The sequence below is a fragment of the Sphingomonas sp. PAMC26645 genome (assembly GCF_004795835.1).
Lineage (GTDB): Bacteria > Pseudomonadota > Alphaproteobacteria > Sphingomonadales > Sphingomonadaceae > Sphingomonas.
This window is the reverse complement of the sequence record NZ_CP039249.1, coordinates 4,174,167-4,187,129: the sequence shown is the minus strand read 5'-3', so window position 1 is coordinate 4,187,129 and position 12,963 is coordinate 4,174,167. Positions and strand designations below refer to the sequence as shown.

Sequence of the window (12,963 nt, the reverse complement as noted above, 5' to 3'; positions counted from 1 at the left end):
GATCAGACTGGGGCGTAGTTGCTGTGGTGGCTTCTGCTCCCCTCCCTGAAAGGGAGGGGCCGGGGGTGGGTTGGCTTGAGGCGGGAATTGACATCAGCCAACCGGCCGACCCACCCCCAACCCCTCCCTTTCAGGGAGGGGAGGACCCGAGAATCAGTCTGGCTCGCGCGCAGTCGGCATCCATCTGCGTCGTCAGCGCGTCGAGACTGTCGAACTTCGCTTCCGGCCGGAGATACTCGACCAGCGATACCTCGACGCGACGGCCATACAGATCCTCCGAGAAGTCGAAGAAATACGGCTCCAGCAATTCCTTCGGCGGATCGAAGCTCGGGCGGATGCCGAGGTTCGCCGCGCCTTTGAGCACGCGGCCGTCCTCCAGCCGTCCGGTCGCCGCATAGATCCCGTACGCCGGGCGGAGGTAATTGCCCATGTCGAGATTGGCGGTCGGATAGCCGATCGTCCGGCCGAGCTTGTCGCCGTGCTGCACCACGCCCTCGATCGCGAACGGCCGCGTGAGCAGCCGCGTCGCGGTCGCCATGTCGCCGCTGCGCAACGCGTCGCGGATGCGCGTGGACGAGACGGTCTCGCCGTTCAGCGCGACCGCGCCGACGGTCTCCGCGCGGAACCCGTGGACCGGGCCGCGCGAGGCCAGCGTGTGGACGGTGCCGGCCTTGCCCTTGCCGAAGGTGAAATCCTCGCCGGTAACGACGCCGCCGATGCGGAGATTGTCCTCGAGCCGCTGGGCGATGAATTCCTCGGCGGTCAGCGCGGCGAGATCGCCGTCGAAATGGAACACCACCATCGCGTCGGCGCCGGCCTCCGCGAACAGCCGCTCGCGCTGGTCGAGCGTGGTGAGGCGGAAGGGGGCGGTGTCAGGGCGAAAATGCCGCACCGGGTGCGGATCGAACGTCGCCACCAGCGCGGGCCGGCCTTCAGCTTTGGCCCAAGCGATCGCGCGCGCGACCACTGCCTGGTGACCAAGGTGGAATCCATCGAAATTGCCCAGCGCGACGATTCCGTTCGCAAGATGCGAAGGAATGGGCGCGCCGCCGTCGAGCCGCTGCATGGAGGCGGGCTATAGGGAGGGTGGAAGAGCGGCGCCACACCTCTTGTCACCTCGCGCAACTCGTTCTCCCGCGAAGGCGGGAGTCCAGTCTGGGCTCCCGCCTTCGCGGGAGAACACGTCTCAGGGGCGGGTGAGGGTGACGAAGCTATAAGCGGGCCGTTGCTTTTCGCCTAAGTGGTCCTCGCGGGCGATCTCGCGCCAGCCCTCAAACGCGGGGACGACGGCGTCGCCTTCGGGTTCGTCATGGACTTCGGTCAGTTCGATCCGGTCCGCATGGGGGAGCAACTCCGCATAGATCTGTGCGCCGCCGATGACCGCGACGTCGTCGCCGGCCATCTTCAGTGCTTGCTCGACCGAATGCGCGACCTCGGCGCCTGGAGCCGTCCAGCCCCCCCGCGTCAGGACGATATGCCGGCGGCCGGGAAGGGGGCTCGGGAAGCTCTCGAACGTCTTGCGCCCCATCACCATCGGCTTGCCCATCGTCAGCGCCTTGAAGCGCTTGAGGTCGGCGGGGATGCGCCAGGGGAGCTGCCCGTCGCGGCCGATGACGCCGTTGCTGGCGCGGGCGAGGTAGAAGGTCATCATGTTTCGGTCATGCCGGAATGAGGGGAGGGGGGCTACACTTCCGTTTAAGTCGGCATACTCCGCCTAACGAGCAACCACCCCGGCGGAGGCCGGGGCCCAATTGGGAAACGCTGCTGATGGGCGCCGCGCCCCGTTACTCCGACCTTTCCAATTGGGCCCCGGCCTTCGCCGGGGTGGTAGATAAACGGTGTGGTTTAACCCGGCGCGTGCTCCTTCACATACGCCTCGGGATCCTTCTCGACGACCTTCACCCCGTTCAGGTGATTTGCCTCGAACGCCGCAAACCGCACGCCCAGTTCATGCCGCTCCTCCAGCGTCGCATGCTTGCGGAAATCGGTGAGCCCCTGCCGTTCTTCCTCGGCCAGGTGATCGCTGTTCGCCTTGTTGCATTCGCCCACCGCTTCGAACCACGCGTCCGAGCCGACCGGATGCTTGTCGACCGCTTCGCCGGTCTCGCGGATATCGTTGTGATCCTCGATCGCGTCCTCGGTCTCCTCGGCGGCCGAGTCGGCGTCGTTGCCGCCGGTGCCGATCTTCATCAGCCGCGGGTAGAAGAAGCGTTCCTCCGCCTCGGCATGCGCGTCGAGCAGGTTCTTGAGGCGGGTCCAGAGCGCCGACAGCGCCTCGGTGTCCTTGGCGTCGATCGAATCGATCTGCGCGAACAGTGCGCGCTGCTGGGCGTGTTCGTCGAGAATGAGCTGTGTGATATCCATGCGCATCTGAACCGCACAGCGCACGGGCGGTTCCTATTGCGATTCGGTCGCGCGGCGCTGCCGCGGAGTCGCTCTCTGTTCAGACCGCGACGGGGGCCTTGATATGCGCCTGCGCGACGTAGTCGTGGAGGACGAAATCCTCATACTCGTAGGCGTCGATCGAGTCCGGCTTTCGGACGATCTCAAGGCGCGGGAGAGGCCCCGGCGAGCGCGTCAGTTGCAGTTGCGCCTGTTCCAGATGGTTCGAATAGAGGTGGCAATCGCCACCGGTCCAGATGAACTCGCCGACCTCCAGCCCGCATTGCTGCGCGAGGATGTGCGTCAGCAGTGCATAGCTGGCGATGTTGAACGGCACGCCGAGGAAGATGTCGCCCGAGCGCTGGTAGAGTTGCAGCGACAGCTTGCCGCCCGCGACATGCGTCTGGAACAGGCAGTGGCACGGCGCGAGTGCCATCGCGTGGAGGTCGCCGGGGTTCCATGCGCTGACGATCTGGCGGCGCGAGGCGGGGTTGGTCTTGATCTGATCGATCAGCTCGGCGATCTGGTCGATATGGCGGCCATCCGCGGCGACCCAGTCGCGCCACTGCTTGCCGTAAACCGGGCCGAGATCGCCATTCTCGTCTGCCCATTCATCCCAGATCGCCACTTTCCGGTCCTGTAGCCAGCGCACGTTGGTGTCGCCGCGCAGGAACCACAGCAACTCGACGATGATCGAGCGGAGGTGGAGCTTCTTGGTGGTGAGCACGGGGAAGCCCTGCGCGAGATCGAAGCGCATCTGCGCGCCGAACACGCTGAGCGTGCCGGTGCCGGTGCGATCCATCGTCTCGACGCCGGTCGAGAGCACGCGGTCCATGAGGTCTAGATATTGGCGCATCGGGTTTGCGTAGCGATGCGGGGGCGGGGGCTCAAGCGGATGTAGTTGTGCGTGCGGCCGCCGGTGTCGCGGGGCAGGCGGGTATGTGCCGCCATCGCCCGTGCCTTCGCGTCGTATCGCTGACCTCGCTGCGGCGCGGGCGCTGTTCGCTGGGCTGCGTAATGCCACGGTCGAGACGGTCGCGGTGGCGTATCTTGATCCGGATCGGAGGCTTCTCGGGATGCGGCATGTCGTCGGGGGGCGGGATCGGGTGGCGATCTCGATCCGGACAATCGCGGTGGATGCGCTGGCGTTCGGCGCTCACGGGGTGCTCCTCGCGCACAACCACCCGAGCGGGGATGCCACGCCGAGCGCGCGGGACGTGGCGTTCACGCGGGCGCTGGCTGCGGGGTTGCGGACGTTGGAGGTGGTCATGCTGGATCATCTGGTGATCGCGGTTGACGAGGTGACGAGCCTGCGCGCGATGGGATTGGTGTAAGAAGGCTTACTCCCCTAATTGCACCACCCCGGCGGAGGCCGGGGCCCAATTGGGGGAAGTAGCTAACTACGCGCAGCTCGCCGTTACTGCGACCTTTCCAATTGGGCCCCGGCCTTCGCCGGGGTGGTGCTTTTGGGTCAGTTAAGCTTCGGAACCCAACCTCACCCCAGCCGACACGCCCGTATTTCCTCCGGCGCCGGCCGCGGCCCGGTCGCGCGGAACGTCGCGATGTAGCCCCCGGCCGACGGCATGTCGTCGGTATCCACCTGCGTATACCCGACCGCCGCGAACTCGCACTTCAGCAGCGCCGGCGGCGTGCCGTGGTTCTGCGTCGGGCGGTTCGCATCGACCACCACGACCAGCCCGTCAGGCTTCAGTGATGGCCGCAACCGCCACAGGAACTCGTAGGGCTGCTCGATCTCGTGATACATGTGCACCATCAGCACCCGGTCGAAGCTCGCCTCGGGCAGCTTCGGATCGTTCGCCTCGCCCAGCTTCACGCTGACGTTCGCCAGATCCTCGCGCGCGACACGTTCCGCCAGCTGGTCGCGCACCGCCGGGATGATGTCCTCCGCGAGCACGCGGCCGTCCTTGCCGACGCGCGCCGCGAGGCGGATCGTATAGTATCCCTCGCCCGCGCCGATATCCGCGACCGTCATGCCCTTGCGGATCTCGCCCTTGTTCATGACCTCGCCGGCTTCGTTGAGCCGGTCGCGCGCTTCCTCGTTCGACCAGCGCGTCGAGACGATCGACGCGACCGGACGGTCGGCGGCGGGGAACACCGGCTCCTTGGGCTCGCGCTTGATCAGCGGCTTGCTGCCATCGCAGGCGCTCAGCACGAGCATCGGCAGGACCATCAGGGCAAGGATACCCCGCAAGCTCAATCGACGTCCTCCACCTCGACGGCCTCGCCGGTGACGCGCTGCGACAGTGCCGCCGCCATGAACATCTCGAGGTCGCCGTCGAGCACGTCCGACGGGCTGGTCGACACCACGCCGGTGCGCAGGTCCTTCACCATCTGGTACGGCTGAAGCACGTACGAGCGGATCTGGTGACCCCAGCCGATATCGGTCTTGCCGGCATTCTCGGCGTTCGCCGCTGTCTCGCGGATCGCCAGTTCGCGCTCGTACAGACGCGCGCGGAGCTGGTTGTACGCCTCGGCCTTGTTCTTGTGCTGCGAGCGCTGGTTCTGACACTGCACGACGATGCCGGTCGGGATGTGCGTGATGCGCACCGCCGAGTCGGTCGTGTTGATATGCTGGCCGCCGGCGCCCGACGCGCGGTAGGTGTCGATGCGGAGGTCACTCTCGTTGTATTCGACCTCGATATTGTCGTCGACGACCGGGTACACCCAGACGCTGGCAAACGAGGTGTGCCGCCGCGCCGCCGAATCGTACGGGCTGATCCGGACGAGCCGGTGCACGCCGCTCTCGGTCTTGGCGTAACCGTACGCGTTCTCGCCCTTCAGCAGCAGCGTCGCGGACTTGATCCCCGCCTGCTCGCCCGAATGCTGGTCGACCAGTTCGACCTTCAGACCGTGGCGCTCGCCCCAGCGCGAATACATCCGACTGAGCATGCCTGCCCAGTCCTGGCTCTCGGTCCCGCCGGCGCCGGCATTGACCTCGATATAGGTGTCGTTCGCGTCGGCCTCGCCGGCCAGCAGCGCCTTGATCTTGTCCTTGTCGGCACGCGCGGCGAGTTCGGCGAGCGACGCAACGCCGTCCGCCTCCATCTCAGTATCGCCCTCGGCCTCGGCCATCTCGATCAGCTCGGCGGTGTCCGACAGTTCGCTCTGGATCGCGCGCGTCGCGCTGATCGCCTCGTCGAGACGACGACGCTCGCGCATCACCTCCTGCGCGGCCTTGGGATCGGACCAGAGCGCCTGATCCTCGACGCGCGCGTTCAGCTCGTCGAGACGACGCAGCGCGCGGTCCCAGTCGAGGAAGCGGCGCAGCAGCGCCAGCGCGTCGTTGATGGTGTCTACGTGAGCCTGCGCTTCGGCGCGCATGATATTCTCCAAAAATTCCGCCGCCCCGGCGGAGGCCGGGGAATTTCGTCGTCCCAGCGGAGGCCGGGATCGCCGTCCCAAGCGAGCGGGGCGGGTCTCCGGCGGGCGCCGGGGTGACATCTATATAAGCGCGCTAGTAGATTCCGCCTTGTCTTTGCAAGAAATCGCTGTCGCGCGGGGCTTCGGCCTTCTTGACCGCGGTCGTCGTCGTGGCAGCCGTGGGGGCGACATCCGAGCGTCGCGCGGCCCGCCGCGGTTCGCTCTCGGGCTTGAACGCTTCCCAGATCACCGCGGGTTTGGGATCGCTGGTGTCGGGCCATGTGCCATAGACCGGCCGCCCGCTACCGCGATCGATCCGGACCATGCGAATCCCGGCGGGCGCTCGGAACGGCAGCTTGGGCAGGTCCTCATACGCCTTCACCGCGAACTGCTTGAAGATCGGCGCGGCAAGCGTGCCGCCCTGGGCCGCGCCACCGAGGTTCTTGGGCGTGTCGAACCCGATATACAGTCCGCCGACGAACTGCGGCGTGCCCCCGACGAACCACACGTCGGTCGGGCCGTTGTTGGTGCCGGTCTTGCCGAACATCGGTCGGTCGAGATCGCGCAACGTCACCGCGGTGCCGCGCTGGACGACGCCTTCGGTGATATGGACCATCTGATACGCCGTCATCGCATCGAGCACCTGGCGCTGGCGCGTGATCGGCCGCGGCATCGGCTTGCCGTCCCAGTCGGGCGCGTTGCAGCGATCGCACGGCCGCCAGTTCTCGGGCCAGATCACCTTGCCGTGACGATCCTGGACGAAGTCGATCAGCGACGGCGGGCCGCCCTTGCCGTTGTTGGCGAGGATCGAATACGCGTTGACCATCCGCCCGACGGTCGTCTCGCCGGCCCCTAGCGCGTAGGAGAGATAGGGCGCGTAATCGCCGACGCCCATCTTCTTGATCGTCGCGACGACCTTCGGCATGCCGGTCTGTGCGGCGGCGCGCACGGTCATCAGGTTGCGCGACTGCTCGATACCCCAGCGCATCGTATGCGGACCGGACCCGCGCGAATTGCCGAAGTTGCGGAAGCATTTCTGGCCCAGCCGCGCGCCCTGATAGACGCAGAACGGCCCGTCGACGATGATCGACGCAGGCGTCATGCCGTTGTCGAGCGCGGCGGAATAGACGATCGGCTTGATCGTCGAGCCCGGCTGCCGCATTGCCTGCGTCGCGCGGTTGAACGCCTGCAATCGGTCGTCGAACCCACCCTGCATCGCCAGCACGCGGCCCGAAGAGGGTTCCTCGACGACGAACGCGCCCGAGACCTTGGGGATCGCCCGCAGCGAAAATTCGCCACCGTCCGGCGCCACCGCAATGATGTCGCCGACCTCGATCGCGCCGAATGCGTTGCCGCCCTTGCCGCGTACCGGCATCTGCGCAGCATAGCGCGGCAGCGTGCCGGTCTTGCCGGTGCGGAAGCCGAGGCTCCAGGCGTTGCCGTCCTTGCCCGTCACGATCGCCGCGACCCAGTCCCGGTAATCGAGCGCGATATTGCTGTTGAGCAACGGCTGGAGCCAGTTGTCGTCCTCGATCTCGACATGGCGAATGGGCCCGTTCCAGCCGCGCCCGCTGTCGAACCGGACGAGACCGTCGCGCAACGCCTGCTGCGCCAGATCCTGCAACTTCGCGTCGAACGACGTCCGCACCCACAGTCCGCCCGAATAGACGCTGTACGGACCATCCTTCGCGTTCTCGCCGAACTTCGCCATCAACTGGCGGCGGACTTCCTCGACGAAATAGCCGCCGACGCTCTCGAACTTGGGCGTCCGCCGCATCACCGCGCCGAGCGGCTCGGCATTCGCCTGGTCATGCTGCGCGCGCGTGATGAAGCCGTTGTCGAGCATCCGGTTGAGCACGTAATTGCGCCGCGTCATCGCCTTCTCGGTGTTGCGCACCGGATCGTAGTTCGACGGACCCTTGGGCAGAATGGCAAGATACGCCATCTGCGCGAGATCGAGCTGGTCGAGTTCCTTGTCGAAATACGCATGGCTCGCCGCCTCGACGCCGAACGCGTTCCGGCCGAGCGCGATCTGGTTGAGGTACAGCTCGAGGATCTGCTCCTTGGTCAGCGTATCCTCGATCTTGTACGCCAGCACCGCCTCGCGCAGTTTGCGCGACGGCGAATAGGCGTTGCCGATCAACAGGTTCTTCGCGACCTGCTGCGTGATCGTCGAGCCGCCCTTGGCGCGCTTGCCGGTGCCGAGCTTGGTCGCATAATCGTACACCGCGCCAGCGAGGCCGGGATAATCGACGCCGTGATGCTCGAAGAACGACTTGTCCTCGGCGGCGAGGAACGCCTTCACGAGCAGCGGCGGATATTCGGCATAGCTCAGTTCGACGCGGCGCTCGCGTGCGTAGGAATGGATCGGCGCGCCATCGATCCCGCGGACGTTGGTCGGCAGCGGTGGCTCGTAGGTGCGCAACGTGTCCACGGAAGGCAGGTCACGCATAACCGCGAACCAGAACGCGAAGATCGCGACGAAGCCAAGCACGACCAGCACCAGCGCCGCCCTGGTCCAGCGACTCGCCCAGGCGCGCGCAACCCTGCCGCGCAGCCGGTCGGAGGTGCGGCCTGTCGCCGTCGTCGAGGTGGGGGAGGGATCGGACGCCATGATTACTGGCGGAGCGTCTAGCAGGTTCGCGGGCGCTTGCCAGCCTTCGGTGGGATAGGGGCGGGGCGGGCTGTCGCAACGCGTTCGGCAGAGGTTTGCTATTCCAAGCTCGCCCGGTGCTGCGTCCGTCCGCCTATGTCCACCACCCCGGCGAAGGCCGGGGCTCAATTGGAGAGGTGGCAGTAACGGAGCGCAACGGCTGTCACCGCCGTTTCCCAATTGGACCCCGGCCTTCGCCGGGGCGGTGTGGTCGGCGGTTGGGTAAGCCATCGACTTCCACCGAGCCCAGCGATCCTCCCCGCCAGGGGGAGGTGGCGCGAAGCGACGGAGGGGGAGGACACGAAACATCGGTTTCCCTTACCTCCCCCTCCGTCAGGCAAGTGCCTGCCACCTCCCCCTGGCGGGGGAGGATCGAAGGCGCGCGATCGTCGGTTTGAACCCGCACCTTCCAAGGGGCCGCCCAAGCAAAACCTGTCGCCGACCCCGCTACTGTGGCAGCAGGCACGCATGACCCCGCCGCCGCTCCCGATCCTAGCCGTACTCCCCGACCTGCTCGCCACCCTCCGCGACCGCACCTCCGCGGTCCTCGTCGCTCCCCCAGGCGCCGGCAAAACTACGGCAGTCGCGCCGGCTCTGCTCACCGAACCCTGGTGCACCGGCGAGATTCTCCTCCTTTCGCCCCGCCGCCTCGCCGCCCGCGCGGCCGCCGAACGCATGGCCTCCACCGCCGGCGAGCCGGTCGGCCAGACCTTCGGTTACGCCACCCGCATGGACAGCAAGCGCTCCGCCGCGACCCGCGTGACGGTCATCACGGAGGGCATTTTCGTGGCGCGCATTCAGGCCGATCCCGAACTCGCCGGCGTGTCCGCAGTCCTGTTCGACGAAGTCCACGAACGCAGCCTCGACGGCGATTTCGGCCTCGCGCTGGCGCTAGACGTGCAAGCCGGTTTCCGCCCCGACCTCCGTATCGTTGCGATGTCCGCAACGCTCGACGGTGCGCGGTTCGCGGCATTGATGGACGGCGCCCCCGTCATCGAAAGCGAAGGCCGCAGCTACCCACTCACCCTCCGCTACATCGGCCGCCAAGCCGAACTCCGCATCGAGGACTCGGTCGCCGCCGCGATCCGCCGCGCACTCGGCGAAGCGGAGGGCGGTGTGCTCGCCTTCCTCCCAGGTGTCGCGGAGATCGAGCGCACCGCCGACCGCCTCGCCAACCTGCCCGAGGACATCGTCCTCCACGAACTCCACGGCAGCCTCGATCCCGCAGCCCAGCGCGCCGCGATCCTTCCCGAACCGGACGGCCGGCGGAAGGTCGTGCTCGCGACCAGCATCGCGGAGACCAGCCTGACGCTCGATGGCATCCGCATCGTCGTCGACTCCGGGCTGGCGAGACGCCCGCGCTACGACCGCGCCGTCGGCATGACGCGCCTGGTCACCGAGCGCGCGAGCCAGGCCGCGGTCACCCAGCGCGCGGGCCGCGCCGCGCGCCTCGGGGCGGGCATCGCGTATCGCTTGTGGGAAGAAGCTGCGACCGCCGGCCTGCCGCGCTACGACCCGCCCGAAATCCTGGAGGCGGACCTGTCCGCGCTGGTCCTAGCCTGCGCACTATGGGGTGTCGGCGATCCGCGAGACCTCCGATGGATCGACCCGCCCCCCGCCGCCGCTATCGACGAGGCGACGGCGCGGCTGACGACGCTGGAGGCGATCGAAGACGGCCGCCCGACGTCGCATGGCCGCGCGATCGCGAAGCTGCCAATGCCGCCGAGACTCGCGCATATGCTGCTGAGGGCGGGGGAACGCGGCTTGGCGAACGTAGCGGCGCAAATCGCGGTTCTGCTCGGCGAGCGCGGCATCGGTGGACAGGACGTCGACCTCGAAACCCGCCTCCGCCGCTGGAAAACCGAACGTGGTGCGAAGGCGCAGGCGGCAAGAGCGATGGCGGACAAGTGGGCACGCCTTGCTCCCCTCCCGCTTGCGGGAGGGGTCGGGGGAGGGCGCGACATATCCCAAGCGCGCGGCACTGCTGGGTCAGCCCCTCCCCCGACCCCTCCCGCAAGCGGGAGGGGAGCAGAAGTGTGTGTAGCGCTCGGCTTTCCTGATCGCGTCGCGCGACGGCGAGACCCATCCGGCGAAACCTGGGCCTCGGTCGGCGGCCGCGGGTTCAAGCTCGACCCGACCTCGCCACTCGCCCGCTCGGAATGGCTCGCCGTCGCCGACACCCAAGGCTCGGCCGCCGGCGCGCGCATTCTCTCCGCCGTGGCGATCGACCAAGCCACCGTCGAAACCCTCTTCGCCGACCGCATCGGATCCCGCCGCACCGTGACGTTCGACCCCACAACCGGCGGCATCCAGGCGCTCCGCGAACGCCGCCTCGGCGCGATCCGCCTGTCGAGCGGCCCCGACAGTGGCGCGGACCCCGACGCGATTCTCGCCGCGCTCATCGACGGCGTCCGCGAGCACGGCTTCGCACTGCTACCGTGGAGCGACGGCGCCCAAACCCTGCGCGACCGCGCCGCCTATGCCGGCGTCCCGCTCGATGACGCGACTTTGCTCGACCGCGTCGACGAATGGCTCGCACCGCTTCTAACCGGTAAGCGCCGACTCGACACGATAGCCCCCGGCGCGCTTGCCGAAGCGCTGCGCAACCTGCTCGGCTGGGACGCGATGCAGACGATCAACTGCCTTGCCCCGCCCGATTTCACTAGCCCCGCCGGCAGCACGCACGCAATCGACTACGCCGCGGAAGGAGGCCCCCGGGTGGAACTCCGCGTGCAAGCCCTGTTCGGCCTCGCGATCCACCCGGTGATCGGCGAGGCCTGCGTACCGCTGGTGCTGAGCCTCACATCCCCCGCCGGCCGGCCGATCCAAACGACGCGAGATCTTCCCGGTTTCTGGGCCGGCAGCTGGACCGCGGTGGCGAAGGAAATGCGCGGCCGCTATCCCAAGCATCCCTGGCCCGACGACCCCGCCGCGGCGTCCGCCACGCTGCGCACAAAAAAGGCGGATGCAAGGGCCGCCGGTTCGCGATAAGGGGGCTCATGCCAACCGCCCGTATCTTCCAGCGCCCCAAGAACGCCATGCAGTCCGGCAAGCACCGGACCGACGCCTGGCAGCTCGAATTCGAACCCTCGGAGCCCAAGCGCCCCGACCCGCTCACCGGCTGGGCCGGCAGTGGCGACACGCGCGACCAGTTGCGCCTGCTGTTCCCGACCGCCGAAGCGGCGATCGCGCACTGCGAGCGCGAGGGGTTCGGCTACACGGTGGTGCCGGCGCCGCAGAAGACGCTGAAGCTCCAGAGCTACGCGGATAACTTCAAGTAATCTGGGGGAGCGGCGCTAGGCCCTCCCGTACGTCCTTGTTTTCCCGCAAAGGCGGGAGCCCAGTCTGGGTCCCCGCCTTCGCGGGGAAACAAGTCTCGGTTAAAGAATCGACCCCGCCAGGATCAGCAGCATCTTGGTATCGATCGCCACGCCAGCCTTGCGCTTCTCCGTCACGAACGCCGGCACATCCGCCAGCGGTACCCGATGCACGGTGATGTTCTCGTCACCATCCCCGCCGCCATCGCTTACCTTCGTCAGCCCGGTGGCACGGACCAGCGTAAAGCATTCCGACGTCATCCCGGGCGACGAATAGAATATCCCCAGGTCCTCGATCGCGTCCGCGCGGTAGCCGGTCTCTTCCTCCAGCTCGCGGCCGGCTGCGACTGCGACGCTCTCGCCCGCGGTCTCGTCACCGACCAAGCCTGCCGGTAGCTCCAGGCACGCGCGCCCGAGCGGCACGCGGAACTGCTCCACCAGAATCACGTCGCCCTCGTCGATCGCGACGATCACCGCCGCCGCGATCTCGCCCTGACGCGCGGCGAATTCCCATGTGCCCTCGGTCTGCACGGTCAGGAATTTCCCGGCCCACACGGTCTTGCTCATAATTCGATCAGCCTGTCCGGAAGTTCGTTCACCGGCGCACCGGTCCGCGGGAAATGCTCGGCCAACACTGCGCCGATCTGCGCGACCGCATCCGCCATGCCGTCGGCGGGACGATCGTCGCGCACACCGGCCAGCACCGCCGCCATAGCCGCCCCCCAGGTCTCGTTCGGCACGCGCGAGTGGATGGCATCGTCGGCGATGATCTCCGCGCGGTGCTCGGCCAGCGACAGGTACAACAGCACCCCGGTCGAACCCTTGGTGCGCTTCTCTGCCCCCGCACGGAACAGGAGCAGAGCCCGCCGTCGCACGCGTCGCGCCTTGGTCGCGCCCGGCGTCAGCGCGAGCCGCGCCGGTGTCCACGCCAGCACCAGCCGCACGGCCAGGAACACCAAAGTCACCAGCACCAGCGCCACCACGTACAGCGCACCCTGCGGTGCCGCCTGCCATGGATCGACCCGCGCGTAGATATGGTCCGCGGCGACCGGGTGGAACGCGAGCAGCGCCAGCGTCAGCAGCATCGCCAGCACGCCCCAATGCATCGACACGTCGTGATAGGGATCGGACTGGCGCGCGACGATCGGGACGATCTCGCCGGTCGTCGCGGTCTCGGCCTGCGTGACCGCCGAGGTGACGCGGTCGTGGTCGGTGTCGCTCAACCGCATG

12 protein-coding genes are annotated in these 12,963 nt (G+C 67.7%); 3 read left to right on the top strand and 9 right to left on the bottom strand.

Translation table 11 applies throughout. From position 1 onward, the window contains the following. Positions 1 to 130: 130 nt before the first annotated feature. The 4 genes from E5673_RS19120 to E5673_RS19105 form a co-directional block, all read right to left on the bottom strand. On the bottom strand, positions 131 to 1,066 hold the full coding sequence (locus E5673_RS19120) for a bifunctional riboflavin kinase/FAD synthetase (RefSeq protein WP_136191210.1): 936 nt from the start codon (positions 1,064 to 1,066) through the stop codon (positions 131 to 133). Between the two features lie 120 nt (positions 1,067 to 1,186). Next, positions 1,187 to 1,651: a dihydrofolate reductase gene (locus E5673_RS19115; protein ID WP_136191209.1), complete on the bottom strand. Its 465-nt coding sequence runs from the start codon at positions 1,649 to 1,651 to the stop codon at positions 1,187 to 1,189. A gap of 194 nt (positions 1,652 to 1,845) precedes the next feature. Next, positions 1,846 to 2,364, bottom strand: coding sequence for a hemerythrin domain-containing protein (locus E5673_RS19110; protein WP_136191208.1), 519 nt, complete (start codon positions 2,362 to 2,364; stop codon positions 1,846 to 1,848). Positions 2,365 to 2,443: 79 nt separating this feature from the next. Beyond that, positions 2,444 to 3,238 (bottom strand): thymidylate synthase, encoded by a 795-nt coding sequence (locus tag E5673_RS19105; protein ID WP_136191207.1) that lies wholly within the window; start codon positions 3,236 to 3,238, stop codon positions 2,444 to 2,446. A gap of 85 nt (positions 3,239 to 3,323) precedes the next feature. Between E5673_RS19105 and E5673_RS19100 the strand changes: the two genes are divergently transcribed. Further along, positions 3,324 to 3,716 (top strand): JAB domain-containing protein, encoded by a 393-nt coding sequence (locus tag E5673_RS19100; protein ID WP_136191206.1) that lies wholly within the window; start codon positions 3,324 to 3,326, stop codon positions 3,714 to 3,716. A gap of 161 nt (positions 3,717 to 3,877) precedes the next feature. On the opposite strand, the gene E5673_RS19095 is transcribed toward E5673_RS19100, so the two are convergent. The 3 genes from E5673_RS19095 to E5673_RS19085 all read right to left on the bottom strand — a co-directional run bounded on the left by E5673_RS19095 (position 3,878) and on the right by E5673_RS19085 (position 8,377). After that, positions 3,878 to 4,573: a class I SAM-dependent methyltransferase gene (locus E5673_RS19095; protein ID WP_136191205.1), complete on the bottom strand. Its 696-nt coding sequence runs from the start codon at positions 4,571 to 4,573 to the stop codon at positions 3,878 to 3,880. Positions 4,574 to 4,596: 23 nt separating this feature from the next. Next, on the bottom strand, positions 4,597 to 5,724 hold the full coding sequence (prfB, locus tag E5673_RS19090) for a peptide chain release factor 2 (protein ID WP_056051599.1): 1,128 nt from the start codon (positions 5,722 to 5,724) through the stop codon (positions 4,597 to 4,599). A gap of 133 nt (positions 5,725 to 5,857) precedes the next feature. Continuing rightward, a complete protein-coding gene (locus tag E5673_RS19085; protein ID WP_136191204.1) occupies positions 5,858 to 8,377 on the bottom strand; it encodes a transglycosylase domain-containing protein in 2,520 nt (839 codons plus the stop codon). A gap of 507 nt (positions 8,378 to 8,884) precedes the next feature. Between E5673_RS19085 and hrpB the strand changes: the two genes are divergently transcribed. Together hrpB and E5673_RS19075 are read left to right on the top strand one after the other, a co-directional pair. After that, on the top strand, positions 8,885 to 11,407 hold the full coding sequence (gene hrpB, locus E5673_RS19080) for an ATP-dependent helicase HrpB (RefSeq protein ID WP_136191203.1): 2,523 nt from the start codon (positions 8,885 to 8,887) through the stop codon (positions 11,405 to 11,407). A gap of 8 nt (positions 11,408 to 11,415) precedes the next feature. Beyond that, positions 11,416 to 11,697, top strand: a complete 282-nt coding sequence (locus tag E5673_RS19075) for an ETC complex I subunit (protein WP_056051595.1) — start codon at positions 11,416 to 11,418, stop codon at positions 11,695 to 11,697. A 99-nt stretch (positions 11,698 to 11,796) separates the two neighbouring features. Here the strand turns inward: E5673_RS19075 and E5673_RS19070 are convergent, their stop codons facing one another. After that, the gene (locus E5673_RS19070) at positions 11,797 to 12,303 is read right to left on the bottom strand and encodes an NUDIX hydrolase (RefSeq protein WP_136191638.1); all 507 of its coding nucleotides are present in this window, start codon (positions 12,301 to 12,303) and stop codon (positions 11,797 to 11,799) included. Continuing rightward, on the bottom strand, positions 12,297 to 12,962 hold the full coding sequence (locus tag E5673_RS19065; RefSeq protein WP_136191202.1) for a hypothetical protein: 666 nt from the start codon (positions 12,960 to 12,962) through the stop codon (positions 12,297 to 12,299). The genes E5673_RS19070 and E5673_RS19065 overlap by 7 nt, the downstream gene beginning before the upstream one ends. Position 12,963 lies beyond the last annotated feature (1 nt).

Bases quoted from the DNA above. Each gene is read 5' to 3' on its own strand.
- E5673_RS19105 (WP_136191207.1), bottom strand. From the start codon at position 3,238: ATGCGCCAATATCTAGACCTCATGGACCGCGTGCTCTCGACCGGCGTC.
- hrpB (WP_136191203.1), top strand. From the start codon at position 8,885: ATGACCCCGCCGCCGCTCCCGATCCTAGCCGTACTCCCCGACCTGCTC.
- E5673_RS19075 (WP_056051595.1), top strand. From the start codon at position 11,416: ATGCCAACCGCCCGTATCTTCCAGCGCCCCAAGAACGCCATGCAGTCC.
- E5673_RS19085 (WP_136191204.1), bottom strand. From the start codon at position 8,377: ATGGCGTCCGATCCCTCCCCCACCTCGACGACGGCGACAGGCCGCACC.
- E5673_RS19120 (WP_136191210.1), bottom strand. From the start codon at position 1,066: ATGCAGCGGCTCGACGGCGGCGCGCCCATTCCTTCGCATCTTGCGAAC.
- E5673_RS19065 (WP_136191202.1), bottom strand. From the start codon at position 12,962: ATGCGGTTGAGCGACACCGACCACGACCGCGTCACCTCGGCGGTCACG.
- prfB (WP_056051599.1), bottom strand. From the start codon at position 5,724: ATGCGCGCCGAAGCGCAGGCTCACGTAGACACCATCAACGACGCGCTG.
- E5673_RS19095 (WP_136191205.1), bottom strand. From the start codon at position 4,573: ATGGTCCTGCCGATGCTCGTGCTGAGCGCCTGCGATGGCAGCAAGCCG.
- E5673_RS19115 (WP_136191209.1), bottom strand. From the start codon at position 1,651: ATGATGACCTTCTACCTCGCCCGCGCCAGCAACGGCGTCATCGGCCGC.
- E5673_RS19110 (WP_136191208.1), bottom strand. From the start codon at position 2,364: ATGGATATCACACAGCTCATTCTCGACGAACACGCCCAGCAGCGCGCA.